Below are 26,096 nucleotides of genomic sequence, written 5' to 3' on the forward strand. Positions count from 1 at the left end.
CTGTGTCAATGGTGGGTGTGGAACCTAAGACCACTTGTACCACACCGTGAGATTGAATGTTCGTATTATGAGATTCTTAATTGGAAGGGGCTAGAGTCTTAGGCCCGCGCCCCAGCGCCACGTGACCAGACTGCGCTAGTTCCCGGATGCCAAACGGCTCCAAGACGTCGAGCAATGCTCGTAGCTTACCTGGCGTACCGGTTGCCTCGATGACAACCGACTCTTGCGCGACGTCGACTATGCGGGCCCTAAAAATATTCACCGCATCCACAACCTGCGGGCGGTTCGTGTTGTCAGCATTGACCTTCACCAGCATGATCGCGCGGGCGATGCTTGCCTCTTCTTCCAGCTCCACTACCTTGAGAACCGGCACGATCTTATTCAGCTGCTTGGTCACCTGCTCGATAACGACGTCGCAGGCATCAACCACGATGGTAAGCCGGTTTATCCCCTCCACTTCGGTGCGCGCCGAGACGAGGGACACTAAGCTGTAGCCGCGCCTGGTGAACATACCGGTCACGCGCGAGACTATCCCCTCAATGTCCTGGACCAATACCGACAGGGTATGGCGAGTAACTTCATTCGTTGCTACCTGACTCACTTTTCTTCCCCAGCTTTCTCAAACAATGGGCGCAGACCCCGCGCGTATTCAATTTGTTCATTGGAAGCGCCACCGCCAATCATGGGCCACACTTGCGCATCGTGCCCCACGATGAAGTCGATAACCACCGGCCGGTCAGTTATCTCCTGCGCCCTGCGTATGGCAGGTGCCACCTCTTCCGGAGTGGTCACTCGAATCGCTTCGCATCCAAGAGCCTTGGCCAGTTGGACAAAGTCCGGCAGATACTCGTCAGGTTCGCGCAGCTTGGTGTGCGAGTAATTCCGGTCATAGAAAAGGGTCTGCCATTGGCGCACCATACCCAGGTTGCCGTTGTTAATGACGGCCACCTTAAACGGCAGCCCCTCGATGGCGGCAGTGACCAATTCCTGATTGGTCATCTGAAAGCATCCATCACCATCAATTGCCCACACTTCTTTATCTGGACAGGCAGCCTTTGCCCCCAACGCCGCAGGGACGGAATAGCCCATCGTTCCCGCGCCGCCAGAATTCAGCCACGTGCGCGGATGCTCAAAGTCAATAAACTGAGCCGACCACATCTGATGCTGACCAACTCCCGAGCAGTAAATGGCTTCAGGTCCAACAAGCTCGCTGAGTTGCTCAATCACATATTGCGGATTCATCAACCCATCCGGGGTCGGCTCGTAGCCACGCGGGAATTGCTCTCGCAGCCCCACCAGATAGGTCATCCACTCCCCAATCTCGGGCACGGCTAATTGATCGTCCCGAACGAAAGCCTTCCGCAACTGGATCAGCACCTCTTTGGCATCGCCAACGATGGGTACCTCGGCCGCACGAATCTTGCCTATTTCGGCTGGATCAATATCAGCGTGGATCACCTGCGCACGCGGAGCAAAGGTTGCCACTTCTCCCGTAACTCGATCATCAAAGCGCGCACCGACCGCTATCAGAAGATCCGCTCGTTGCAGGGCGGCAACCGCAGATACAGTTCCGTGCATACCGGGCATACCGAAAAATTGCGGATGTGTAGACGGGAATGCTCCCAAGGCCATGAGGGTAGTAACCACGGGGATACCAGTAAGCTCCGCAAACTCCCTTAGCTCCTGCGCAGCATTAGCCTTGATTACGCCACCGCCGACGTACAGCACCGGCGCCTTCGCCGAAGCAATCAGCTGGGCGGCCTGCGCAATCTGCCGCGGGTGTGGAATGGTGTTGGGCTTGTATCCTGGCAGATCAATTTCCGGCGGAAACTTGTACGCCACCCGCGCATTTTGCACGTCCTTAGGGATATCAACCAGCACCGGACCAGGCCGACCTGTGGACGCCAAATGAAAGGCCGCAGCAATGGCAGTGGGGATCTCCTGCGGATCGGTGACGATGAAGTTGTGCTTGGTAATCGGCATCGTCACGCCCCTGATATCTGCTTCCTGAAAGGCGTCGGTGCCAAGGAGCCCAGTGCCCACCTGCCCCGTAATGGCCACCACCGGCACGGAGTCAAGGTTGGCGTCGGCAAGCGGCGTCACCAAGTTGGTCGCCCCAGGGCCAGAGGTTGCGATCATAACGCCCACCTTCCCTGAAGCTTGCGCGTATCCCTCAGCGGCATGACCCGCACCCTGTTCATGACGCGTGAGCACGTGCCGCAGCTTCGCAGAACGGTTCAGCGCATCGTAGAGTGGCAGAACTGCGCCGCCTGGGATACCAAAGACGATCTCAGTACCAAGATCCTCTAGGGTCCGAACAATGGTCTCAGCGCCGCTTAGCGTTTCCGGCTTCCCCTGCATTGCAGAAGCTACCGTTGCCGGTGTCGGCATTTTTGTAGTCGCCACTTCTAAAGCGCTCCTTTTACTTGGTCTCGGTATCTACTTTGCGTTTTCTCCCCAATGGGTGGCGAGGAGTCCGTAAGATTTCGGCGCCCAGGGTGCGGCGACGAGGCCTACAAGCTGACCAGAAATAACAAAAGCCCTCGTTCCAACTGCCTGGTAGGTAGTTGACGAGGGCGTTTGCTTTTCGACGTCGCTAAAGAAGTTGCTCGGCGACTCGATGCGGCAAACGCCGCGCCGGTACTACTAGCTGAAGTCGAATAATGATCATGGCAATTACTATACACATACAGGTATTCAGGATGCGGCAAATACCCCCATTTTTGGGATGTGCGTTCCATAAAATGGGATTGTTCTGGTGAGGCGGTTTACACAGCGCTGTCCATGTGAATTAGCATAGGCAGCTATGACGCCATCTCACCCACGGAAAGCTGACTCCGCATCTACCGCGGACGCCCAGGCCACCCATGCCCAGGCAAAGGTATTCACACCCGCCCGCGACCACATCTTAGGAATTATCTTCCTCTCCGCCATCGCTCTGCTCAGCATCGGTTGGGCCCCAAAATACCTGGGATGGCTTCTCATGATCCCCATCCTCGGAATCTGGTGGGTTCTCAAGTCTCGCACCCGCGTGAGCGAAAAAGGCATCGCCATTAGCTACGCGTTCAAAGGCTCCAAGACCATCCCTTGGGAAGAGTTCTCTGGTATCGGCTTCCAGCGTGCACGCGCCTTTGCGCGCACGAAGTCGGGCAAGCAGCACTCCCTTCCCGGCATCACCTTCAATTCTCTACCTGAGCTTTCTAAGGCCTCGCGTGGCCGCATTCCCGACGCCCTGACTGCCGGGCGCGAGGCGGCCGACGAGAAAGTCGTGGTGGTCCACCGTGACGGCCAACAAGTCTTGATGAGCAAAGAAGAGTACGCCCGCCATCTAGCAAAGCACCCGGAGCTCAAGAAAGACGCTGGTCGCACTAAGAAGTAAGGATGACCCACTCCCCATGTATCCGCTGCGCTCTAAAGTTACAACCGTAGGCAGGCAAGCCTCTGGCGCCAGAGCGCTCTGGCGCGCAACCGGCACCCAAGAACATGAGTTCGGCAAACCCATCGTGGCGATCGCAAACTCCTATACACAGTTTGTGCCCGGACACGTTCACCTTAAAAACGTCGGCGACATCGTAGCGGATGCAATCCGCGCCACTGGTGGCGTGCCCAAGGAATTCAACACCATCGCAGTTGATGACGGCATCGCCATGGGCCACGGAGGCATGCTCTACTCCCTGCCTTCGCGCGAGATCATCTCCGATTCCATCGAGTACATGGCCAACGCGCATACTGCCGACGCCTTGGTATGCATCTCCAATTGCGACAAAATCACCCCGGGCATGCTCAATGCCGCGCTTCGTCTCAATATCCCCACCATCTTCGTCTCCGGTGGCCCGATGGAGGCAGGCAAAGCAGTCGTCGTCGATGGCATTGCGCACGCACCGACGGATCTCATCACCGCCATCACCGCCTCGGCATCCGAGGCAGTATCAGACTCCGACCTACGTACCATCGAGGAATCCGCGTGCCCGACGTGCGGCTCGTGCTCTGGCATGTTCACCGCCAACTCGATGAATTGCCTTACCGAGGCTTTGGGTCTGGCACTGCCCGGAAACGGGACCACTCTGGCAACCCACACCGCGCGCAAGGAGCTTTTCACAAAGGCAGGCACCACCATCGTCGACATGTGTCGCCGTTACTACGGCGAAGAGGACGATTCCGTGCTGCCGCGCGCCATCGCAACGAAGGAAGCCTTTAGCAACGCCATGGCACTGGACATGGCGATGGGTGGGTCCACCAACACCGTCCTCCACACCTTGGCCGCAGCACAGGAGGGCGAGGTGGACTTCACTTTGGAGGACATCAACGAGATCTCCTACCGCGTACCGTGCCTGTCCAAGGTCGCGCCTAACGGCACCTACCACATCGAGGACGTCCACCGTGCCGGCGGCATCCCCGCCATCCTTGGTGAGCTGCGTCGCGCTGGCCACCTCAACCTGAAGGTGCACACCGCGCTCTACGACAACGCTGAACAGTGGCTCGACGACTGGGACATCCGTAACGACAAGGCTCTAGACAAGGCGCGCGAGCTCTTCTACGCCGCACCGGGTGGCGTGCGCACCACCGAACCTTTCTCCCAATCCAACCGCTGGGAGTCGCTGGATACCGACCAAGCCAATGGCTGCATCCATGATGCAGAGCACGCTTACTCCTCCGACGGCGGCCTCGTGGTCCTGCGCGGCAACCTCGCTCCGAATGGCGCCATCGTCAAGGCAGCGGGTGTCGAGGAAGAACTGTGGAAGTTCAGCGGCCCGGCCCGCGTGGTGGAGTCTCAAGAAGAAGCCGTCTCCATCATCCTGCGCCGCGAGATCAAGGCTGGCGATGTCATCGTCATCCGCTACGAAGGCCCCTCCGGTGGCCCCGGCATGCAGGAGATGCTGCACCCGACGTCCTTCCTCAAGGGCTCGGGTCTCGGCAAGGCATGCGCGCTGATTACCGACGGTCGTTTTTCTGGCGGCACCTCCGGACTCTCCATCGGACACATCTCCCCGGAGGCCGCACACGGTGGACTCATCGGCTTGGTCGAAGATGGCGATCAGATTTCCATCGACATCCACGCGCGCAAGCTCACCCTGGACATTGATGAGGCAGAAATTGAGCGCCGTCGCCAAGCGCAGCTGTCCCGCGAAAAACCCTGGACGCCCGTCTCCCGCAATCGCCCCGTGACCAAGGCACTGCGTGCCTACGCGGCGATGGCCACCTCGGCCGACCGCGGCGCGGTCCGCGTGGTCGATGGACACGTGAATTAGCCCAAATCATCACACTAACTTCGCCCATGCGCCACGTCCTACGCAGCGCATGGGCGAAAGTGTCCTATTGTTGATTCCGATGAAATCCGCGAATACTACGACTGCATCGGCGGCCAAATGGGCGCTGACCCTCTTCGGACTAATTGCCGGAACCATTGGAATGGTCAAGCACACGCGTATGACCGATTTCCCCATCGACATGGTGATCTACCGCGAAGGCGTCAAGGCATACATCGAGGGACGTTCGCTCTACTCCGAGCCAATGATGGCCGGTGACATTGCGCTGCCTTTTATCTACCCACCTTTCGGCGCGCTCGCGATGGTACCGCTTACTGCGCCCGACTGGATCACCCACGATCTAGCCGGCGACATCATGAACGTCCTGTCAGACCTGCTGCTTCTGGTCTGCCTCTATTTTGTATTCCGCGCGATTTTAAAGCGTCAAGACCTGTTGCTGCCCGTCGTTGCGCTGTGTTGGGCGGCTGCCCTGGCCTTTGAGCCGATTCGCCTCAACAATGGCTTTGCCCAGGTCAACATCGTGGTGATGGCATTGGTCGTCCTCGATCTGGTGCCCCGCAAGCGTTTTCTGCCGCAGGGCATCCTCATCGGCTTGGCTGCCGCCATCAAGATTACTCCGCTGGCGATGCTCCTTTATTTCTTGCTGCGCAAAGAACTGAAGCCGATCTTCGTTGCGATCGGCACAGCAACCGCGGCCACCCTCATCGCCGGCGCAGTGCGCTGGCAGGCCTTCGAGGAGTTTTTCACCTCTAAGCTGCTCGACATGGGCTCCGGCGCGGATTTCGGCGTGGCCACGGATTATCAGTCCAATAGCTCGCTCAAGGCGGTGGTCCAGCGCCTTTATACCTCCACGGAGGCAATGGAAAACAACAGCACCCTGATCAACCTCATCTGGTTGGTCGGCTCCCTCGCGGTGGTTGTGATTGGCGCACGCCTTATCCTGGCTCTTTTGAAACGCAACATGCTTGTCGACGCCCAGTTGGTCACCGCCCTCGTCATGCTGCTGATTTCCCCCGTCTCGTGGTCACACCACTGGATCTGGCTGGCACTTATCATCCCGGTCTTTACCTACCGCGCATGGACTTGGCGCAACCACACTTGGGTTGCGGGCTTTCTCCTCGCGGTAATGACGGCGTGGATCGCCATGGTTGTGTCCGTCCCGCCGAAGTGGTGGTTCGGCGATTCCATCGACGTTCACAGCCAGCCCTATTATCAGAAGTTCTTGGTCGACGACTTCGTCTGGCTCACCTTCATCGCAGTAGCGCTCTTTGCCTACTGCCTGCGCTACGTTGCGGCCTCGCCTGCCATCTCGCGCAGAGCCTCCAAATGATTTGCAAAGGCCTCGCGGCCTTCGGCAGTCAGCATCACCCACACGGTGTCCTTCGACCGCGAGGAACCATATTCCCTAAAGCGGCTGACCAACCCTGCCTCCTCTAGCGTATTCAACTGCTTGGACAGCGTGGCGTCGGAAAGCCCCGTCTCATCACGCAGCGAGGAAAAGCGCATCTCCATGCGCATCGTGGCATCCGCCGCGCCATAAGCATTGAGCGTGGCGCAAATCTTAAAGCGGTTAATCGGGTGAATAACGGGGTTAAGCTCAGGCATTGCCCACTGCTCGCTTCTGCAGATCAAGCGCACCGCTTTGCAGTGCCCAAAAAGCTCCGCACGCCCAGGCCGCGGCCACAACGACCACCGCAACGACATTGCCCTTAATAAACGGGTTGAAAAGAATCGGGCTTAGCATAATGAACACGCCCAACCAATAGCGCTTATCCGCCTTGGGCTGGTTAAAGGGATCTTGGCGCAGAGCGGGGCGCGTCTTCTTTTTACGCTCCACAACAATCGCAATGGCGCATATTACAACCAAAAAGACCACCAAAAAAGCTGTCGAGGGTGCTCCTTTGGGGAGAAGATTCATCGCGACGATCGAACCGGCTCCAAAAATCGCAATCAGAAAATAGAGAAAAGTTTGTTTGCGGCTCGCCCGCTCGTTTATCTGCGCTTCGAAGTTCAATGCTTCGAGCACATCATCCGAGGTCTGTTTGTTTTCCATATAAGAAACTATGACACTTTCCACTATGGAAATCAAGGGGATCTAAAAAATCCGCCAGCCCAATGCGAGCCAGCGGATTCCTAAACTAAAGAGCGATTTAGGCCAGTGGATTAACAGCGGCGCCGAACCACCACAGCGCTACCAGCACGGCGATACCGATGACCACGAAGATCCACGAGGTAGCCAGTGGGCGACGCGCCCAAGAACGCTTTGCATCGAAGGAGATAAAGCCCGGGCCGGTAAACTGCAGTGCCACCGCAATAACGAACAGCACCAGCGACAACCAGACGGAATCCGGCCAGTTGAAGATATCCAGGCCAGCGCCGGAGGCAGCCAGCTCGTGCAGTGCCATAAAGCCGGTAACAACGAGGCCAATCATTGCCGCAAAAGGAGTCACTAAGCCGAGCAGCAAGAAGGCGCCAGCGATAAGCTGCATCGTCGGAACCGCGATAGCCAGCGGGGATGCGAAAGCATAATCAGCAAAGTCCGTTTCTAAGCCAGAAAGCCCCTCGCTGCCACCGAGCTTGAAGAAGGTGGTTGCACCGGCGATAAGCAAGTAAGCGCTCAGCGCGATACGCACGAAAAGCAGACCAAAGTCAATGGTTCCGCGGCGACCATACTCGCGGTAGCCATCACGGCGTACCTGCTCATCTTCCTTGGTCTCAGCCGGAACTTCATCCTCTACTTCTTCATCCTCATCGAGGTCAGCCGCGCTAGCCGGCATCGCAGTGGTAGCAAAGTCCTCATCATCGTAGGCAGGCTCCGGCACCTCTTCCGCCTTCTCCACCTTCTCCGTCTTTGGCTCCTCCGCACGCGGCGTCTCAAACTGCCGGGTTTCAGTAGCCTCTTCCTCCTCAAGGGCCGCCTCTGGCACAGTCTGCGCGTTCGGCTTAATCTCCTGCGGCTCAGCGCGGCCGGCACGCTTAAACAAGCGGGACCGGGTGGGCTTTTCTTCAGCCTTCGCGTCGGCGTTATAGGTCGGGATATCGAGATCGTCGTCGAAGCTCGTTGCTTTATCGGGTACGTTCTTATCGCTCATACTTCAAACCTAGGGCAGCACCCAGCGCAAATGTTGCACATCACACGGCGCGGCGCGGGCTAGCCATAGATTTTTATCGACGCCTTGGCCACTTCCATTTAAAGGATGTACCATCGAGAAATAAACTTTGTTGACACGTATACAAAACTGCGCAGACCACTGGAGGGCCACTCGAAATGAGCACCAATTCAAAAGCCGACTGGGCCGGCGACGCTAAAAATGCCTCACCCGACGGCGAATTTATCCGCGATACCAACTACATCGAAGACAGGATCTCCGGCCGGGTTAGCGAGGTTACAGCCCAAGATAACGGCACCTTCCACTGGCCACTAGAGTCCGGACGATACCGCCTGATTGCCGCCCGCGCCTGCCCATGGGCACACCGCGCCGTCATTACCCGCCGCCTCATGGGGCTCGAGGACGCCATCTCCTTGGGCCTGGCCGACCCCACCCATGACATCCGCTCCTGGACCTTCGACCTTGATCCGGGCGAAGTAGACCCGGTCCTCGGCATCGCGCGCCTTCAGGAGGCATACTTCAACCGCTACCCCGACTACTTACGTGGAATCACGGTCCCTGCGCTCGTCGAAGAGTCAACGAAGCGCGTGGTCACCAATGATTATTCTTCCATGGTGCGCGACTTCATCAAGGAGTGGACACCATTCCAGCGCGCCGGTGCGCCGAATCTTTACCCGGACGAGCACGCTGCCGAAATTGAAGAGCTAAACGACTATATCTTCCACAACATCAACAACGGCGTGTACCGTTGCGGCTTCGCCGGCTCCCAGGATGCCTACGAAAAGGCATACGCAGACCTCTGGGAGGCGCTCGATTGGGTTGAAAAGCGCTTGGGAACCCAGCGCTACATGGTCGGAGACCACATCACCGAGACCGATATCCGCCTTTTCGTCACGCTGATCCGATTTGATCCCGTCTACTACTCCCACTTCAAGTGCTCGCGGGCCAAGATGGCGGAAATGCCCAACATCCGCGGCTACCTGCAGGAGCTCTTCCAGCTTCCGGGATTCGGTGATACCACCGACTTCACTGAGATCAAGCAGCACTATTTCATGGTCCACACCGAAATCAACCCCACCAAGATTGTCCCGGTTGGCCCCAATATGGATTGGCTCGTGCAGCCACATGACCGCGAGCGCTTTGACGGTCAGCCTTTTGCTGCAGGCACCCAGCTTCCAGGACCACTCCCTGCTGGCGAAGAGATTAAGAATCCTGAGCCCTTCCAGCAGGCACTTGCCTCAAAACACTAGAGGCAGCAACCACTATCTCGGTGAGATGCTCGAGCATCTCTGACTCCAGGCGCCAGCGCTGCCAGTAGAGATCGATGTCCATCGGCTTATCATCCAAGACCTTAAGCTCCCCGGCGTCGATAAGCGGCCGCGCCTGCAGCTCACTGACCAGACCCCATCCCAGGCCGTAACGCACAGCGTCGAGATAGCCCTCGGAAGAAGGAATCTGTGAGACCCGCGCGCGGATGACATGCGAATCAATAAATCGCTCGCGCATCGCATCGTCCAAAATCTGATCGTTGGGGCCATATCCCACCAGCGGCATTGTCTCCCATGACTCAAACCCTTCAGCCAGGTTCGGGGCCGCCACCGCGAAATAGCGCAGCGAACCCAAGTAGGTCGACTCGCAGCCGGAGACCGGCGCATGCTCGCGGGTGATCGCACCCAGCACGTCGCCGCGATGCAGCATGGCCAGGCTGCGCGCTTCATCTTCAATGCGGATGCGCAGCGCCACCTCGCCGCGCTTGGCGACGTCGCGCACCACCTGCTTGAACCACGTGGCCAAGGAATCTGAATTGACCGCTACGGTAAGTGGCACGCGAGCCAGCCGGGCCTGCAGACGGGCATCCGTTTCCGCCTGCAGCAACGCCATGCGCCGGGCCGACTGCAGCAAAATCTCCCCCGCCTCGGTTGCCGTAACAGGCGTGGAGCGATGCAGAAGAATGCGGCCCGTCTTCTGCTCAAGCGCCTTGATGCGCTGACTAACCGCGGAAGGCGTGATTCCCAACACTGCGGCCGCAACTTCAAAGCTGCCCTCTTCTAAAATCACCAGCAAAGTTTCCAAATGCACCGGGTTCATGAAGCTATTCTAAATCAGCTTTAGAATCATTAACTAGACTTCAGAACACTGCTTAGGCACACTAAATCTCATGTCAATTCTGCTCGCAGGCTTCCTTCTCGGCCTATCTCTGATCATCGCCATTGGCCCCCAAAATGCGTACATCATCAAGATGGGTGTCAAACGCGATCACATTGGCGCCATCATCCTCGCCTGCTTGCTTAGCGACGTCATCCTGATCAATGCCGGCGTCGGCGGCATGGGCGTCCTCGTGGAGAAGTTCCCTACCGGCCTAGTCATCATGAAGTACCTAGGTGCGGCCTATCTGCTTTACTTTGGCTTTAGCTGCTTCCGCGATGCCTTCAAGAAGGAACAAGAGGCACTCGTCGTCGAAAGCACTCAGCCCACGGTGCAGCCACGGCCAGTCCACGGCTCTACTGCCGTCATAACCGCGCCCCGCCTTAAGTCACGCACCTGGCTAAAGCCCGTTATGGGAGCGATGGCACTGACCTGGCTCAACCCCCTGACATACGTTGACGTATTGGTCATGCTTGGCGGCATTGCACAGCAATATGGCCAGCAGCGCTGGCTTTTTGCCGCCGGCGCGCTGCTGGCCAGTGCCGTGTGGTTCCCCACCCTGGGCTATGGAGCATTCAAGCTTTCGCCTGTGCTTGCAAAGCCCATCACATGGCGTTATGTGAACTTCGCTATCGGTTGCGTGATGATGATTCTGACAACCAAGCTCCTGCTCCACTAATCACACCTTCACTAGTCGCATCTTCACTAGTCGCACTCAGGGGCGCCGAAGCCGCCCTGCCACAAAGTCGAGTGCTCAAAACCACACCAGAGCGCCGGGCTCTACTCTATTGTGACCTGTAGTACATTTTGACTTACAGGAAGGCGCACCCATGAGTACCCCCGCATCCTCATCACCTCCCGCCAGTGGGCATACAGACGTACCAAAGTGGAAGGTAATCGGACCTGGCCTCGTCGCCGCCGCTACCGGCGTTGGTTCTGGTGACCTGGTCGCCACGCTCATCGCCGGTCAGAAGTACGGCTTCGCGCTTCTCTGGGCCTGCATTGCGGGCACCATCATGAAGATCGTCTTGGTCGAGGGCGTCGGACGCTACACCCTGGCCACCGGCAACACCATGTTCCATGGTTGGTCATCCCTCGGTAAATGGACCTCCTGGTACTTCGCCCCTTACATCATCATCTGGGGTTTTGTGTACGGTGCCGCTGCCATGAGCGCCACCGGCATGGCTCTCCACGCGCTCATCCCGCAAGTCCCACTCGTAGCTTGGGCCGTCATCTCCGGCCTCATCGGATTCGGATTAACCTGGGCCGGCCAATACCGAATGTTCGAGAAGATCATCGCCGTCTTGGTGGGCGTCATGTTCCTCACCGTAGTGGGAATCGCCAGCCTATCGCTAAGCAACATCGGAGAAATCCTCAAGGGCTTGGTTCCAACGCTGCCAGAGGGCTCATTCGTTTATGTGCTCTCTCTTGCCGGTGGCGTGGGTGGCACAATCACACTTGCCGCTTATGGCTACTGGCTGCATGAGAAAGGCTGGGACTCCCCTCCGTGGATGCGCGTCATGCGCCTTGACAACACCGTGGCTTACGTGGTCACCGGTATATTTGTTGCTGCAATGCTCATCATCGGCGGCGACTTGCTCTACTCGGCCAACATCGCTGTTTCCAAAGGCGATAAGGGACTACTTGATCTGGCTGACGTGCTCCGTGACCGCTATGGCAGCTTCATGGCACCGGTCTTCTTGATTGGATTCTGGGCCGCCGCGCTGTCTTCCGTTCTTGGCGTGTGGAACGGCGTTTCCATAATGTTTGCTGACTACGTTGGGCACATCAAGAAGCTGCCTCAGGAACACCCCGATACGCAGATGGGTGGCAAGTACTACCGCTGGTACGTCTTGTGGCTTACCTTCCCACCGATGCTGCTGCTCTTCCTGGACAAACCCACGGCACTCGTTATTTCCTATGGTGTCCTCGGCGCATTCTTCATGCCATTCCTCGGCCTCACCCTATTGATCTTGCTCAACACAAGGCACACGCCGCGCGAGTGGCGCAACGGTTGGTTCGTCAACACGTTGATGGCCATTATCTCGGCGGCGTTTGTGTATATCTGCGTCAACGAGCTCATCAAGATCTTCGTTGGCGGCTAGTTCAGCTATTTCGCGTCTTCTGCCTCTTCGGTAGCTTCTTCAACGGGTTCCTCCGGATCTCCGGAGGCACCCGTTTCTTCGAGCCAAGCCTTGATCTCTTCCTCCGTGCGATCTGTTTCTACAGCGTCGCGCTCGGTGTAGTAGGTCGCTTCGTTGCGGTTTTCTTCCCACTCGCCCTTATCGAAGTCGACCTCCTCGTCACCGTCTAGGCTCTCTGCGACTTCGGTCGCCAGATCCTCGTACAGTGCCTCGTCCTCCATGTTGGAGTCAACGATGTGCTGGCCGATTTCGTCATCGTAACGAGCAGCGTCGTATTCCTTGTCTGGGTGCAGCTTCAGGTGCATCAGGGCGCGGATGCGCTCGCGGCGCATGCCCTCATCCCTGATCTGACCAAGGGAACGCAGCCACGCAACGGCCAAGATGACCACCAGAATGAAGCCAATGTAGCCCAGAACCGGGTAAACGTACTGCATCAGAGTCTTAAAGCCGGCGAAAGAAACCGCAAAGCCTGCCAGGCAGCCCGCCAGGAAGATCGGACGGTAACGGTCCTCATGGCCAGCGGACAGACGCTTACCCAGCGCGTAGAACATGCCGATAGCGGTATTGAAGATCATCAGGTAGATGATAATTGCCATGATGACGCCCAGTACTGGGTGGATGGAGTCAACCAAGGTCAGCATCGGAATGTCAGAGTCACCGAGCATATCGGTGTTCATCAGCAGCGCAAAGCCTGCGATTCCCATCAGGACCGCATAGAGAATGCCGCCGACAACGCCGCCCCAGCCTGCTTCGCGCGGGCTGATGTTATCGCCACCGATAACCAGGGACATGGACACCGCGAGAATCAAAGCTAGGCCGTTGTAGTTGAGCGCTGAAACCAACCAGTTGGAGATCGGAGACTCGATCTCAGCAGAAGCTGCGATAGCGGCACCCGGATCAGCGGGCATGTTCATCAACGTGTAGATGCCGACTCCCAAAACCGCGATGATGATGGTTGGCGTGAGCATACCGATGACCTTCGAGACCTTGTTGACGTCGAGCATTCCCACACCCATGACCATGACGAGCATGAGCAGTGAGCCCACCCAAGCCTGCCAGCCGAACTGCTGCTCTAGGTTGGAACCTGCGCCTGCCAACATCACGAAGCCGACCGCAAACAAGGTTAAGATAACGGCCACATCGAGGCACTTGGAAACGATTGGGTGGGTGACCTCACGGAATACCTGGTTGTGCTCTGAGGCATGGAAGTAGCTACCCAACTGCAGGAAGACCGTGCCGGCCAGCGTCATTACGATGCCAGCAACGATGATTCCCCACACACCAGATAGGCCAAAGGACGTGAAGTACTGCACGACTTCCTGGCCGGTTGCAAAGCCGGCACCGACGAGCAGTCCCACGAAGGACAAAGAAATGGACAGAATATTTTTGGTAGACACGTGTGTCTGATTGCCTTACTAATTAGACGATTTAATAGACGATAGCCTCGATCAAGAATACGCAACCGTAGCCCGCAAATCACAAACGCCCGGGCGCCAATCCATTAAAACCTGAAAAATAGGCTCGATAGAAAAGCGCCCGGACCTGTGGAAACCCGAGAAGTATTTAGTTATTAAACGATTCGGTATCAATTACGAATCGGAACTTGACGTCACCTTCGACCACGCGATCGTAAGCTGCGTCAACCTCGTCTACATTCACCTTCTCGATGACTGCACCCAAACCATGCTCCGCACAGAAGTCGAGCATCTCCTGAGTCTCGCCGATGCCACCGATGTTGTTGCCCGTAAGGACCTTACCGCCGCCCACAATTCGGCTGAGCTTCAGCGACATTGCCTCCGGTGGCAGGCCAACCACGGACATAATGCCGCGTGGCTTCAGCAGCCCAAGGTATCCCTCAAGATCGTACTGCGCCGAAATCGTGGAGAGGATGAAGTCGAACTCACCACGGTGGTTGCTGAAGAAGTCCTCTTCCTCAGAGGTTGCGAGCGTGCGGTGTGCGCCAAGCTTCTTCGCTTCTTCTGCCTTGCGGGAAGTACGGGAGAGCACGGTGACATCTGCGCCCTTTGCAGCAGCAATCTGGACGCCCATGTGCCCCAAGCCGCCGAGACCGACGATAGCCACTTTGTCCCCCTCCTTGACGTTCCAGCGCGCCAGGGGCGAGTAGGTGGTGATGCCTGCACACAGCAGCGGTGCGGCAACGTCGAAGTCGAGCCCGTCTGGAATGCGCAGAACAAAGTTCTCGTTAACAACGACCTTTTGCGCGTAGCCGCCCTGGGTAATGGTGCCGTCGACGTCTTTAGAGTTATAGGTGCCAACGTAACCGTTCAGACAGTTCTGCTCCATGCCGGCCTGGCACTGCTCGCACTCGCCGCAGGAGTTGACGAGGCAGCCGACACCGACGCGGTCACCAACCTTGAACTGGGTGACCTTTTCGCCCACTGCGGATACGACGCCCGCAATCTCGTGACCGACGGTCAGCGGGAAGTGAGCCTCTCCCCACTCGTTACGAATGGTGTGAATGTCGGAGTGGCAGATACCCGCGGCCTTGATGTCAATAACTACATCATCCTCGCGCGGGTCGCGGCGCTCGATTTCCACGACCTTGAATGGTGCATCGGGAGAGGTCTTCTGAAGTGCTTTAGTCTAAATTGGCATGGGAACCACCCTACGCCTGTTTTCATTACCGGCGCCTAATGAAAATGGCTCCCAAAACTCAATTAACCCTGCAGCTTCTCCGCAATCAGCTTGTTAACCTGCGCTGGGTCTGCCTTGCCGCGGGTGGCCTTCATGACGGCACCCACGATGGCGCCGGTGACCTTCGTGTTGCCAGCCTTGTACTTCTCCACGATGTCCGGGTTAGCGGCAAGAGCCTCGTCAACAGCGGCTTCAATCGCGCCGTCGTCACGCACAACCTCGAGCCCGCGCTTAGCGACGACCTCGTCAACGTCACCCTCGCCCGCCAACACGCCGTCGACAGCCTGTCGAGCCAACTTGTTGGTCAGCTTGCCCTCGTTGATCAATGCGATAACGCGCGCGACCTGCTCCGGGGTGATATCGAGAGCGCTAAGCTCCACGCCAGCCTCGTTTGCCTTACCCGCCAGGTAAGAAACCCACCAGGAACGTGCCTCATCCGGCTTCGCGCCAGCTTCAGAGGAAGCGACGATGAGATCAAGCGCGCCAGCATTGACGAGGTCACGCATTTCTTCATCCTTCAAGCCCCACTCTTCCTGGATGCGAGCGCGGCGAATCCACGGCATCTCCGGCAAGGTCTTGCGGATTTCCTCAACCCAGTCGCGGGAAACGATAACCGGCGGCAGATCCGGGTCGTTGAAGTAACGGTAATCCTCAGCGGTCTCCTTTGGACGTCCCTTGGAGGTGGAACCATCCGCCTCCTGGTAATGGCGGGTCTCCTGGACGATCTCGCCACCATCGGTGATGACCTGAGCCTGGCGCTGCATCTCGAAGCGCACTGCCTGTTCGACGGACTTCAGGGAGTTGATGTTCTTGGTCTCGGTACGGGTGCCGAACTCCTCCTGGCCCACCGGGCGCAGCGAAAGGTTGGAGTCCACGCGCATAGAGCCCTGGTCCATGCGGGCATCGGAAACGCCAAGAGCCGCAACCAGCTCGCGCAAAGCGGAAACATAAGCCTTGGCTACCTCAGGAGCGCGCTCGCCAGCGCCGATGATCGGCTTGGTGACGATCTCGATGAGCGGGATGCCGGCGCGGTTACAGTCCACCAGGGAGCTCGTCGCACCATGGATACGGCCGGTAGCGCCACCGATGTGGGTCAGCTTGCCGGTGTCTTCCTCCATGTGTGCTCGCTCGATCTCAACGCGCCACTCGGTGCCATCCTCCAGAACGACATCCAGGTAACCGTCGTACGCGATCGGCTCGTCGTACTGAGAGATCTGGTAGTTCTTCGGCTGGTCCGGGTAGAAGTAGTTCTTGCGCGCGAACCGAGAAGACTCAGCGATCTTGCAGTTGAGCGCAAGACCAATCTTGATTGCACCCTCGACGCCGGCAGAGTTGACTACCGGCAGTGCGCCTGGCAGGCCCAAGGACACTGGGTCGACGTTCGAGTTCGGCGCTGCGTTGAAGTTCGTCGGCGATGTGGAAAACATCTTGGTTTGGGTATTGAGCTCGACGTGAACTTCCATACCCATTACTGGTTCGAACTTCTCCAGGACCTCGTCGTAGTCCATCAGATCATAAATCGCAGCAGTCATGGGTGCCATCTTAGTATGAAGCCACGAACGCGCATGCATTCCCCTAGGATGGTCGATACGGTTGGGCGGCGCGCGCCCGAAACCACTGCACAACTAAAACGAAACTACAGCGAAAGCAAGCCGCAAACAGCTAAGGAGCCCTCAATGACCACCGCTTCCCCACAAGGAACCCCACACGCTGTTGACTATGGCCTCGTCACGTCTCTGGCCACCTCCCTCGTGTTCTTCGACAGCGCGCCCGACACCGAAGCGATGAAGTCCATGATTACACAAGCCTTCGGCGAGAACCTCGGACCGCTGGAGCAATCGGAGAAATCCTTGGTCGTAGAAATCAACGACGAGTATGCCCTCGCGTTTACTCCGGCCGCAGCAACTCGAGCAGACCTTGAAGGTGATCCATCCTTCCATCAGCACCCAATTCTGTCCGGCGATCCTGCAGGCTGGGAGGACATCGCGTGCATGGTCCTTATCAACGTCTTCCCCTCTAACGAGCGCCTCGAACTCATCAAAAACACCCGCGAGGCCCGCCTGCACCAGCTGGTCACGTTAGGCCTTGCGACGTCGGCAATTGCCCAGACTCCCGGCGCAATTGCGGTCCTTAACTCCGTGGGCCGCGTGGCCGAGAGCACGGAAAACTACGTTGAAGCTGTGGCCGATAAGCTGCCCGCACACTACCTCGCGTCCACTTGGGTGGCACAGGACGACAACGGCCTTCAGGCCTACACTTTGGGCATGCCCATGCTCGGCCACCCAGAACTCCAGATCCGCGACTTCCAGGGCAGCCCCGACGAGCTGTACTCCATGCTTGCCAACATTGCTGACTACGCCCAACAAGGCGCGACCTTAAAGGATGGCGACACCATGGCCTTCGCGGAGGGCGAACCCCCGATTCGCATCACTGCGGAGCCGTGGATTGTCGACGCCGACGTGCCCGCCCTTCGCATTCACTTCTAGGCAAAACGAAAAATGTCACCTCACAGGCGAGGTGACATTTTTATTTGCGTCCTATCTAGCCAAACAACGCTTGGGCGTTGGCATAACGCTTTGGCGGAACCGTCTTGAGCTTGCCCACGGCTTCTTCCAGCGGAACCAGGTCGATGCTCTCGCCGTGCAGCGCCACGCACATGCCCGACTTGCCATCGTGAGCAGCACGAGCTGCGTGCACGCCGTAACGGGTAGCCAGAACGCGGTCGTAGGCAGTCGGCGTACCGCCACGCTGGATGTGACCAAGAACGGTGGTACGGACGTCGTAGCCCGTACGCTTCTTGATTTCATCGCCGATGACTTGGCCAATGCCGTTGAAGGTCTGGTGACCGAACTGATCCACTCCGCCCTCTTCAAAGTCCATGGTGCCTTCCTTCGGCAACGCACCCTCAGCCACACAGATGATTCCGTACTTCTCGCCCATCTGGAAACGGCGTTCCATCGCCTTGGTGATGTCGGCAATATCGAAAGGCACCTCGGGAATGACCGTATAGTGCGCGCCGCCGGCCATGCCCGCGTGCAGTGCAATCCAGCCCACGTGACGGCCCATGACCTCCACGATGAGGATGCGGTCATGCGACTCTGCGGTGGTGTGCAGACGGTCAATTGCATCGGTCGCGACGGAAACTGCCGTATCGAAACCGAAGGTGTAGTCGGTGGCGTTGACATCGTTGTCAATAGTCTTTGGTACACCAATGACCGGAATGCCATTGTCGGACAGCCACTTCGCTCCCTTTAGCGTGCCCTCGCCACCGATAGCAATGAGCGCGTCGACGCCAGCGTCTTCCATATTTGCCTTGATGGTATCCAAACCAGCCTTGAACTTATCTGGGTGCAGACGACCGGTACCCAGAATGGTTCCACCACGCAACAGGATGCGATCGATCTCGGCATCGTCATAAAGATCTCGCCGGCGATCTTCCATCAGGCCTACCCAACCATCTTCGTAGCCCACGACAGTGGAACCGAATTCGTTGGAAGCGGTGCGAACAACCGCGCGGATAACAGCATTCAGGCCGGGGCAATCGCCGCCGGAGGTAATTACAGCAAGGCGCATGAGTTCCAACTTACCCGCTCATAATTTCGCTCGCACCGTGCAGGGTGTCCCGAAAGCTTAAGGAAGCCAGCCCACCGACTACAAGCACCGCTAAGATGACGAACAGTGCTGCAGAAATACCCGCCGCCTGAAGTGCGGCCGAAACTGCCGCGACGCCGAGGACCGAGCCCACCTGGCGCGAGGTGTTGTACACGCCCGAAGCAGCCCCCATTAGATCCGGCGGTACGTCGCGCATAGTGGTCGCCGCATTCGAGCCCCAGATGAAGGATTGCCCGCAGCCCAGCACAGCAATCGGCGCACACATCCACCACGCGCCGAAATCTAGGTTAATCACCACAAGCGCCGCGCTAAACGACGCCGCCATAATCACGAAACCGGTAATCGCCAACCGCCGCGGGTCCAGGCGATCCGCCAAGATCCCCGCCACCGGTGAAATTAATAAAGACACCATTGCCATCGGCGCCACGATGACTCCTGCAGTTGCCGCCCCAACCCCCTTGTCTTGCTGCAGCCACAACATGATGGGCAGCATCATCGACGCGGCCATAAAGCCCATAGCAGCGATTGCGAAGCTGCCCGCGGAGTAATTGCGGTCGTCGAAAAGCCGCAGCGGCACCAAAGCCTCGCTGCCAGCTCGAGATTGCAACCACACAAAAGCTCCCAGACCTGCAAGTCCTACGGCCAACAGTGCCCAAATCCAGCCATCCCAGCCAGTCTCAGGGCCTTGCTGAATGCCGAACACGAGGGCGCTCAAAGCAATAAAGGACACCGCCACCGAAACGCCGTCGACCTTGCGCGCTGTGGTCTTAAGCGCCGGAACCCACATGGCCGAAAGCACCACTGCCGCAACCACGAAAGGAACGTGCACCCAAAACACTGCCGGCCAGCCAAAGCCACCAACAAGGAATCCGCCCAGCAAAGGTCCCAAAAGTGAAGCAACCGAACCAATAACTCCCCATACGCCAAGCGCACGTCCCCGCCGCTCACGAGCAAAGACGCGATTAATGACAGCCATCGACTGCGGCATCTGCAACGAGGCGCCGACGCCCTGCAGCGCACGGGCAGCAATCAGAACCGAAATATTGGGCGCTAAAGCACAGGCCAGCGCACCCAAACCGAATACACTCACGCCCAGTTGGAACATTCGCTTTTGCCCGAAAATGTCTCCCAGACGGCCCGTGCACAGCAATGGAACGACCACGCCCAACAAATAAATAGCCGAGACCCACAGCACCTCGTTGATAGAGGCACCTAGCCCTTTCTGGATGCTAGGCAAAGCAACTGCGATCATTGACTGATCGAGCAATGACACGAAAAAGCCCAGCGACAAGGCGAACATCGCCCGCCACGCCTGCCGCTCTGGTGGCAATCCTTCAGCTTCAAAAGTGGGCACATTCATGATTGCGAAGTCTAGCGACAGCCACCGACACGGGCCTAAACTGGCCGTCATGGCAATGATCGATATCAAGAAACCTCAGCAAGTATCCACCGCCACCACCGTGACCTTTGGCCTCATCGGTGGCTGGCTCAGCGCCAAGGAGACCGGCATTCGCCCGTTGGGCGGCGTCATCCTCGGTGCAGCGGGAATCTGGGCCGGCCGCAGCTGGTTGGAAAAGACCAACCCAGCTACCACCGCTGCCCTGTCCGCACTCTATGTAGGCGCATTCGGCGCCTCGCACCCGCTGGCCAAGAAGATTGGCGCGTGGCCCGCCGTGCTGAGCGTAACGGCGGCCTCCGCGGGTGCTTCCTACGTCCTCTCAGACGCGAAGTAAAAGCTAGCTACTTACGGCCAGCTTCGTAGGCAGCGCCGACCTTGTACAGGCGGTCATCTGCGAAGGCCGGGGCCATGATCTGCAGGCCCGTCGGCAGGTTGGTATCAGATGCCATGCCGGCGGGCACGGACATGCCGCACACACCCGCGAGGTTCAATGGCAGCGTGCACAGGTCGAAGTTGTACATGGCCATCGGATCCTCAACCTTCTCGCCCAGCTTGAATGCGGTGGTCGGGGTGGTCGGGGAAACCAAGACATCGACCTTCTCGAAGGCCTTCTCAAAGTCCTGCGCAATCAGCGTACGCACGCGCTGTGCCTGCAGGTAGTATGCATCGTAGTAACCCACGGACAACGCATAGGTGCCCAGCATGATGCGGCGCTTGACCTCAGGACCAAAGCCCGCCGCACGGGACAAGGACATAACCTCTTCTGCAGAGTGCGATCCATCGTCGCCCTCGCGCAGGCCATAGCGCATGCCGTCGAAGCGCGCCAGGTTAGAAGAAACCTCACACGGCATAATCAGGTAGTAGGCGGCCAGCGCATCATCAAAGTGCGGGCAGTCCACCTCGACAATCTCCGCACCCTGTTCTTTAAGCTGCTCTACCGCTGCGTGGTAAGCCTCCATGACGCCCGGCTGCCAGCCGTCGCGCTCAAATTGCTTAATGAGGCCGACCTTGACGCCAGTAAGATCGCCCTTTGCTCCTTCGCGAGCAGCCTCCACGACCGGCGCGACCGGCTTATCCACGGAGGTTGCATCGAATGCGTCGTGGCCAGCGATAACCTCATGCAGCAGCGCAGTATCCAGAACCGTGCGGGCGGTGGGGCCAGCCTGATCCAGAGAAGAAGCAGCAGCGATGAGGCCATAACGAGAAACCGTGCCGTAGGTCGGCTTCACGCCGACGGTATTGGTCAGCGCTGCCGGCTGACGGATCGATCCGCCAGTATCGGTACCGATGCCCAACGGCGCCTGGCCTGCCGCAAGAGCCGCAGCAGTACCGCCACCGGAGCCACCCGGGGTGCGCTCGGTGTCGTACGGGTTATGGGCCGGGCCATACGCGGAGTTCTCATTGGAGGAACCCATTGCAAACTCGTCCAAGTTGGTCTTGCCCAGAATCGGGATGCCCGCCTCACGCAGCTTGGTGACCAAGGTTGCGTCATAAGGAGACATCCAGCCCTCCAGCATCTTGGAAGCTGCGGTAGTCGGGGCGTCGGTAGTAACCAGCAGGTCCTTCAGAGCCAGAGGAACGCCAGCCAGTGCGGAGGCCGGCTTTTCGCCTGCATCGAGCGCCTTATCGACGGCGTCGGCAGTAGCCAGCGCCTGCTCCGCACCGACGTAGAGGAATGCGTTGAGCTCGTCGTTGGTCTCCGCAATGCGATCCAAGAATGCCTGCGTCACCTCGCGGGAGGTCAGCTCACGGGAATGGATCTTATCCGCCAGCTCCGCAGCGGAAAGGCTTAAGATGCCCTCTTCAGGTGCAATGAAAGTCGACATTATTCTTCTCCTCCACCCAAAATCTGCGGTACTACGAAACGATCATCCTCAGCAGCCGGAGCCTGATCCAAGGCCTGCTCGGCGGTCAGGGTGCGCACGATGACGTCCTCACGCATCGGAGCGACCACGGAGTGCGGGTGGGACATCGGCTCGACGCCCTCGGCGTCGACCTTACCCACGGCAGACACGGAATCGACAATCTTGTCGATCTGCGTCGCAAACTGCTCCAGCTCTTCGTCGCTTAGCGCGAGGCGCGACAGCTTAGCCAGGTGCGCGACCTCTTCACGCGAAATCTCAGACACGCGTTCTCCATCCTTTAATACACAGACGTGATTGGTTACATGCTTGTAGCTATCGCACCATGGTACTGCACGAACAGGTTCCGACACAGCACCGGTCCCCGATCACCTACGCGCGAATTTAATTCCGGTTTTCCAGAAAATTTCTATTGAACACTGTGGAATTGGGCTTGTACGATAGTGAAAACTATTCTTACGACCGAAAGTTAAAAATGTCCTTCCTCGTCCGTGTCCTCCTTCCCGATACCCCCGGTAGCTTAGGCAAGTTAGCGGACGCTTTAGGCAACGTCAACGCCAATATCGAATCCGTCGACATCGTGGAAAACTTCCCCGATGGTTCAGTCATGGATGACATCGTGATTGAGCTACCCAAGGGCGCAATGGCCGATGAAATCATCACCGCCGCCCAAGGCGTCGACGGCGTCGATATCGATTCGATCCGCCCCTTCAGCGGCCGCGTCGATCGCCGCGGCCAGATTAGCTTGCTTGCCGACGTCGCTTCCAAGAAGAACGTCACCGCCGCTATGCAGGAAGTATGCGCCGCAATCCCGAAGGCACTTACCTCTAACTGGGCCATCGTAATCAACAACAATGCCCCCATCAGCCGCGTGGTTGGCTCCGATGCCGCTCCCGCCGACGACGGCACCATCCCCGAAAGCATTGACGTCGACACCGCCCGAATCTTGAACCCAGACCGCGAGGAGTGGATCCCCGAGTCTTGGTCACTTCTCGATTCTGCGCTGGCCGCAGCACCACTGGTTGGCACCAACTACGTCATCGTCATGGGCCGCGTCGGCGGGCCGGATTACCTAGCCTCCGAGGTAGACCACTTGGGCAATCTCGGCACGATTTTGGGTGCTTTCCTTAGGAAGTAGCCAACAGCTCCTTAAAGCCCTCCTCATCCAAGATGGTCAGGCCCAGATCGCGCGCCTTCGTTTCCTTCGAGCCGGCATTCTCACCAACCACGACGTAGTCGGTCTTCTTAGACACCGAGCCAGAAGCCTTTCCTCCCCTTGCGATAATGGCCTCCTTCGCCGAGTCGCGGGAGAAGTCCTCCAGGGTGCCGGTCACGACGATGGTAAGCCCCTCGAGCGTCTGCTCTAGTTTTTCGGTGACCGTATCTTCCATAGTCACGCCAGCATTCGCCCACTTTTCCACGATGTTGCGGTGCCAGTCGATTTCGAACCAGGCCTTAAACGACGCCGCGATAATCCCGCCTACGCCGTCGGTATCCGCGAGCTCGCTTTCCGACGCCGCGCGCAGCGCCTCCATCGAACCGAAACGCGTCGCCAATGCACGCGCGGCAATCGGGCCAACGTGGCGGATCGAAAGGCTAACAAGCACTCGCCAAAAGTCAGTCTGCCGCGCGCTTTCCAAGTTCTTCAACAGCTTCTTGCCTTGCGCGTTGAGCTTGCCCGCTTTGGTCGTATAGGCAGAAGACTGCAGCAGCTTTTCCTCATCCAAATCGAAGAGTTCCGCCTCGTCGACCAGCACTCCCGACTCGATGAGGTCAATGGCGGCCTTCTCACCCAAGGCCTCAATGTCCATACCTTTGCGAGAAGCCAAATACTCCAGGCGGGCGGAAAGCTGTGCCGGGCAGCTGCGCGTATTGGGACAACGCCAGTCTTGGTCGCCGTCTTTTTGCGGTGCCAACCTCGTGCCACAGGATGGGCAGTTTTCCGGGAACACCCACTCATGCACGCTATCGTCGCGCAGTTCGAGAACGGGCCCCAGCACCTCAGGAATGATTTCACCGGCCTTGCGGATAACGATGGTATCGCCAATCATCACGCCTTTGTTCTTGACCTCGAACTGGTTGTGCAAGGTTGCCTTCGACACCGTCGAACCAGACACGAATACCGGTTCCATCACTGCAAACGGCGTAATCCTGCCGGTACGTCCCACACCGACCTCGATGTCCAGCAGCTTCGTGGTCACTTCCTCCGGCGGGTACTTGTACGCGATGGCCCAGCGCGGCGCACGCGACGTCGCGCCCAGCGCCCTTTGTGAAGCCAAGTCATCGACCTTGACCACGAGACCATCCATCTCGAAGTAAGCATCATGGCGATGCTCTGCCCAATACTTCACTTCCTTTTGCACGGCTGCAGCCGAGCTAACCTTCTTTGTATATGGCGAAACCGGCAGCCCCCAAGCCTCCAGCGCCTTGTACGCATCATGCTGGGAGGTCGGCTCAAAGCCCTCACGGGCACCGATGCCATGGCAGACCATGTGCAGGCGACGCTTCTTGACCTCGTTCGGGTCCTTCATGCGCAAGCCACCTGCCGCTGCATTGCGCGGATTGGCAAACGTCGGCTTGCCGTCTTCGCGGCGTGCCGCGTTAATCTCCGCAAACTCGTCAGGGCGCATGTACACCTCGCCGCGGATTTCCACTAGCTCTGGAACGGGATATTCATCGCTGTTGCTTAGCTCATGCGGAATATCTGGGATGACCCGCGCATTCGCCGTAATGTCTTCACCCACGCGGCCGTCGCCACGCGTTGCAGCCGTAATAAGCTTGCCGCCGCGGTAAACCAAATCAATGGAAAGTCCGTCGATCTTCAGCTCAGTCAGATAGGACTTCGCCGGAGTCCTATCCAGCCAATCCTGCATCTCTGCCTCATCGAAGACGTTATCCAAGCTGTAGAGGCGCTCTAGGTGCTCAATATCCGCACCCTCGGCTGGGGTCGCGCCGACCTGCTGGGTCGGAGAATCCGGAACTGCCAACTCCGGATGCTCTGCCTCTAGCTGCAGAAGCTTTTGGAAAAGCTTGTCGAAATCTGCATCTGGAATCGCGGGCTCACCGTTGTAATAAAGCTCCCGGTGCTTGCGCACTTCCTGCGCTAGTTCGGACCATTCGCGTTGAATATCTACTGGATTAGTCACAGTGAAACAGTCTAGCCAGACTCCATGTCTGGCCGAAGCGCTAGAGTGTTCCACATGAACTTCGACGCCAGCCGCATGCTCTCCTTTGACCTCGAAACCACCTCCGTAAACCCAAAAGAAGCACGAATCGTCACCTCTGCATTGGTCCGTATTGATGGCCGTGAAGTGGACAAACGCGAAATGCTCGCCGACCCAGGCGTAGAAATCCCTGAGGCCGCTGCAAAGGTCCACGGCATCACCACTGAGAAGGCCCGCGCCGAGGGCCAACCGCATGACGAAGTCCTCGAAGAGACCGTCCGCTCCATCAAGCAGGCGTGGGAAGATGGCCTCACCCTCATCGTCTACAACGCCGCCTACGATCTCTCCGTCCTGCGCGCGCTCACCGGTGATTTCACCGTCACCGGCCCTGTCTTCGATCCTTTCGTGGTTGATCGCGTCAAGGATAAGTGGCGCAAGGGCAAGCGCACGCTTGGCGACGTTTCTGCCCACTACGGCGTCACCCTCGAAAACGCGCACGAAGCGACTTCCGACGCCCTTGCCGCAGCCCGCATCGCGTGGATGCAGGTTCGCCAGCGTTACCCCGAGCTATCCCAAATGAGCACCGACGAGCTCATGGAGTACCAAGCAGTCGAATGGTACAAGGACCGTGAATCCTTCAAGAAGTACTTGGAAGGTCAGGGTAAAGATGCCAGCGACATCTCCACCGCTTGGCCAATGATTGGCTAAACATTGCAAGGTTTTTAAAATTATGGAATT

24 protein-coding genes are annotated in these 26,096 nt (G+C 58.1%); 10 read left to right on the forward strand and 14 right to left on the reverse strand.

All coding sequences use genetic code 11. The features are described from left to right. Nucleotides 1-76: 76 nt before the first annotated feature. Nucleotides 77-601 (reverse strand): acetolactate synthase small subunit, encoded by a 525-nt coding sequence (ilvN, locus tag WM42_RS01055; RefSeq protein ID WP_062035213.1) that lies wholly within the window; start codon nt 599-601, stop codon nt 77-79. After that, nucleotides 598-2,391 (reverse strand): acetolactate synthase large subunit, encoded by a 1,794-nt coding sequence (locus WM42_RS01060; protein WP_062035215.1) that lies wholly within the window; start codon nt 2,389-2,391, stop codon nt 598-600. Before WM42_RS01060 ends, ilvN begins: the two co-directional genes overlap by 4 nt. Nucleotides 2,392-2,806: 415 nt before the next feature. On the opposite strand from WM42_RS01060, the gene WM42_RS01065 reads away from it, so the two are divergent. The 3 genes from WM42_RS01065 (at nt 2,807) to WM42_RS01075 (ending at nt 6,597) form a co-directional block, all read left to right on the forward strand. After that, the gene (locus WM42_RS01065) at nt 2,807-3,379 is read left to right on the forward strand and encodes a PH domain-containing protein (protein ID WP_062035217.1); all 573 of its coding nucleotides are present in this window, start codon (nt 2,807-2,809) and stop codon (nt 3,377-3,379) included. Nucleotides 3,380-3,395: 16 nt separating this feature from the next. After that, the gene (gene ilvD / locus WM42_RS01070) at nt 3,396-5,249 is read left to right on the forward strand and encodes a dihydroxy-acid dehydratase (RefSeq protein WP_062035219.1); all 1,854 of its coding nucleotides are present in this window, start codon (nt 3,396-3,398) and stop codon (nt 5,247-5,249) included. Between the two features lie 79 nt (nt 5,250-5,328). After that, nucleotides 5,329-6,597, forward strand: a complete 1,269-nt coding sequence (locus WM42_RS01075) for a glycosyltransferase family 87 protein (RefSeq protein WP_062035221.1) — start codon at nt 5,329-5,331, stop codon at nt 6,595-6,597. Here WM42_RS01075 and WM42_RS01080 read toward each other — a convergent pair. The 3 genes from WM42_RS01080 to WM42_RS01090 form a co-directional block, all read right to left on the reverse strand. After that, nucleotides 6,552-6,872 carry a transcriptional regulator gene (locus tag WM42_RS01080; RefSeq protein WP_062035223.1) on the reverse strand — a complete coding sequence of 107 codons (321 nt, stop codon included), beginning with the start codon at nt 6,870-6,872 and terminating at the stop codon, nt 6,552-6,554. The genes WM42_RS01075 and WM42_RS01080 overlap by 46 nt on opposite strands. Further along, nucleotides 6,865-7,320, reverse strand: a complete 456-nt coding sequence (locus WM42_RS01085; protein WP_062035225.1) for a hypothetical protein — start codon at nt 7,318-7,320, stop codon at nt 6,865-6,867. Before WM42_RS01085 ends, WM42_RS01080 begins: the two co-directional genes overlap by 8 nt. Before the next feature lie 97 nt (nt 7,321-7,417). Continuing rightward, nucleotides 7,418-8,359 carry a DoxX family protein gene (locus tag WM42_RS01090; RefSeq protein ID WP_062035227.1) on the reverse strand — a complete coding sequence of 314 codons (942 nt, stop codon included), beginning with the start codon at nt 8,357-8,359 and terminating at the stop codon, nt 7,418-7,420. Between the two features lie 176 nt (nt 8,360-8,535). Here WM42_RS01090 and WM42_RS01095 point away from each other — a divergent pair, with 176 nt between their 5' ends. Next, the gene (locus WM42_RS01095; RefSeq protein WP_062035229.1) at nt 8,536-9,627 is read left to right on the forward strand and encodes a glutathione S-transferase family protein; all 1,092 of its coding nucleotides are present in this window, start codon (nt 8,536-8,538) and stop codon (nt 9,625-9,627) included. Here the strand turns inward: WM42_RS01095 and WM42_RS01100 are convergent. Next, complete coding sequence (locus tag WM42_RS01100) at nt 9,581-10,465, reverse strand: LysR family transcriptional regulator ArgP (protein ID WP_062035231.1); 885 nt, start codon at nt 10,463-10,465, stop codon at nt 9,581-9,583. The two genes, WM42_RS01095 and WM42_RS01100, sit on opposite strands and share 47 nt — an antisense overlap. 70 nt (nt 10,466-10,535) lie before the next feature. On the opposite strand from WM42_RS01100, the gene WM42_RS01105 reads away from it, so the two are divergent. Continuing rightward, on the forward strand, nt 10,536-11,201 hold the full coding sequence (locus WM42_RS01105) for a LysE/ArgO family amino acid transporter (protein WP_062035233.1): 666 nt from the start codon (nt 10,536-10,538) through the stop codon (nt 11,199-11,201). Between the two features lie 151 nt (nt 11,202-11,352). After that, on the forward strand, nt 11,353-12,627 hold the full coding sequence (locus WM42_RS01110) for an Nramp family divalent metal transporter (protein WP_062035235.1): 1,275 nt from the start codon (nt 11,353-11,355) through the stop codon (nt 12,625-12,627). Nucleotides 12,628-12,632: 5 nt separating this feature from the next. Here WM42_RS01110 and WM42_RS01115 read toward each other — a convergent pair whose 3' ends face one another. From WM42_RS01115 to gatB, 3 genes are all read right to left on the reverse strand, one after another. Next, on the reverse strand, nt 12,633-14,063 hold the full coding sequence (locus tag WM42_RS01115) for a YkvI family membrane protein (protein ID WP_062035237.1): 1,431 nt from the start codon (nt 14,061-14,063) through the stop codon (nt 12,633-12,635). Between the two features lie 166 nt (nt 14,064-14,229). Further along, nucleotides 14,230-15,225: an NAD(P)-dependent alcohol dehydrogenase gene (locus WM42_RS01120; protein WP_235591282.1), complete on the reverse strand. Its 996-nt coding sequence runs from the start codon at nt 15,223-15,225 to the stop codon at nt 14,230-14,232. 119 nt (nt 15,226-15,344) lie between these two features. After that, on the reverse strand, nt 15,345-16,862 hold the full coding sequence (gatB, locus tag WM42_RS01125) for an Asp-tRNA(Asn)/Glu-tRNA(Gln) amidotransferase subunit GatB (protein ID WP_062035239.1): 1,518 nt from the start codon (nt 16,860-16,862) through the stop codon (nt 15,345-15,347). A gap of 135 nt (nt 16,863-16,997) precedes the next feature. Between gatB and WM42_RS01130 the strand changes: the two genes are divergently transcribed. Continuing rightward, entirely contained in the window at nt 16,998-17,807 is an 810-nt protein-coding gene (locus tag WM42_RS01130; RefSeq protein ID WP_062035241.1) for a DUF4261 domain-containing protein, read from the forward strand. Between the two features lie 55 nt (nt 17,808-17,862). Here the strand turns inward: WM42_RS01130 and WM42_RS01135 are convergent, their stop codons facing one another. Both WM42_RS01135 and WM42_RS01140 read right to left on the reverse strand, forming a co-directional pair. Further along, entirely contained in the window at nt 17,863-18,894 is a 1,032-nt protein-coding gene (locus WM42_RS01135) for an ATP-dependent 6-phosphofructokinase (protein ID WP_062035243.1), read from the reverse strand. A gap of 10 nt (nt 18,895-18,904) precedes the next feature. Continuing rightward, the gene (locus WM42_RS01140) at nt 18,905-20,293 is read right to left on the reverse strand and encodes a DHA2 family efflux MFS transporter permease subunit (RefSeq protein WP_062035245.1); all 1,389 of its coding nucleotides are present in this window, start codon (nt 20,291-20,293) and stop codon (nt 18,905-18,907) included. A gap of 49 nt (nt 20,294-20,342) precedes the next feature. On the opposite strand from WM42_RS01140, the gene WM42_RS01145 reads away from it, so the two are divergent. Then, nucleotides 20,343-20,666: a hypothetical protein gene (locus WM42_RS01145; protein WP_062038997.1), complete on the forward strand. Its 324-nt coding sequence runs from the start codon at nt 20,343-20,345 to the stop codon at nt 20,664-20,666. A 7-nt stretch (nt 20,667-20,673) separates the two neighbouring features. On the opposite strand, the gene gatA is transcribed toward WM42_RS01145, so the two are convergent. After that, nucleotides 20,674-22,158 carry an Asp-tRNA(Asn)/Glu-tRNA(Gln) amidotransferase subunit GatA gene (gene gatA / locus WM42_RS01150; RefSeq protein ID WP_062035247.1) on the reverse strand — a complete coding sequence of 495 codons (1,485 nt, stop codon included), beginning with the start codon at nt 22,156-22,158 and terminating at the stop codon, nt 20,674-20,676. After that, nucleotides 22,158-22,460 (reverse strand): Asp-tRNA(Asn)/Glu-tRNA(Gln) amidotransferase subunit GatC, encoded by a 303-nt coding sequence (gene gatC, locus WM42_RS01155; RefSeq protein WP_061922076.1) that lies wholly within the window; start codon nt 22,458-22,460, stop codon nt 22,158-22,160. Before gatC ends, gatA begins: the two co-directional genes overlap by 1 nt. Before the next feature lie 209 nt (nt 22,461-22,669). Here gatC and WM42_RS01160 point away from each other — a divergent pair, with 209 nt between their 5' ends. Continuing rightward, the gene (locus WM42_RS01160) at nt 22,670-23,332 is read left to right on the forward strand and encodes an ACT domain-containing protein (RefSeq protein WP_062039000.1); all 663 of its coding nucleotides are present in this window, start codon (nt 22,670-22,672) and stop codon (nt 23,330-23,332) included. Here the strand turns inward: WM42_RS01160 and ligA are convergent. Next, nucleotides 23,322-25,340, reverse strand: a complete 2,019-nt coding sequence (gene ligA / locus WM42_RS01165; RefSeq protein ID WP_062035249.1) for an NAD-dependent DNA ligase LigA — start codon at nt 25,338-25,340, stop codon at nt 23,322-23,324. The genes WM42_RS01160 and ligA overlap by 11 nt on opposite strands. 54 nt (nt 25,341-25,394) lie before the next feature. Between ligA and WM42_RS01170 the strand changes: the two genes are divergently transcribed. Continuing rightward, nucleotides 25,395-26,066 carry a 3'-5' exonuclease gene (locus WM42_RS01170; protein WP_062035251.1) on the forward strand — a complete coding sequence of 224 codons (672 nt, stop codon included), beginning with the start codon at nt 25,395-25,397 and terminating at the stop codon, nt 26,064-26,066. Nucleotides 26,067-26,096: the final 30 nt, after the last annotated feature.

It is taken from the genome of Corynebacterium simulans (assembly GCF_001586215.1).
Taxonomy (GTDB): domain Bacteria; phylum Actinomycetota; class Actinomycetes; order Mycobacteriales; family Mycobacteriaceae; genus Corynebacterium; species Corynebacterium simulans.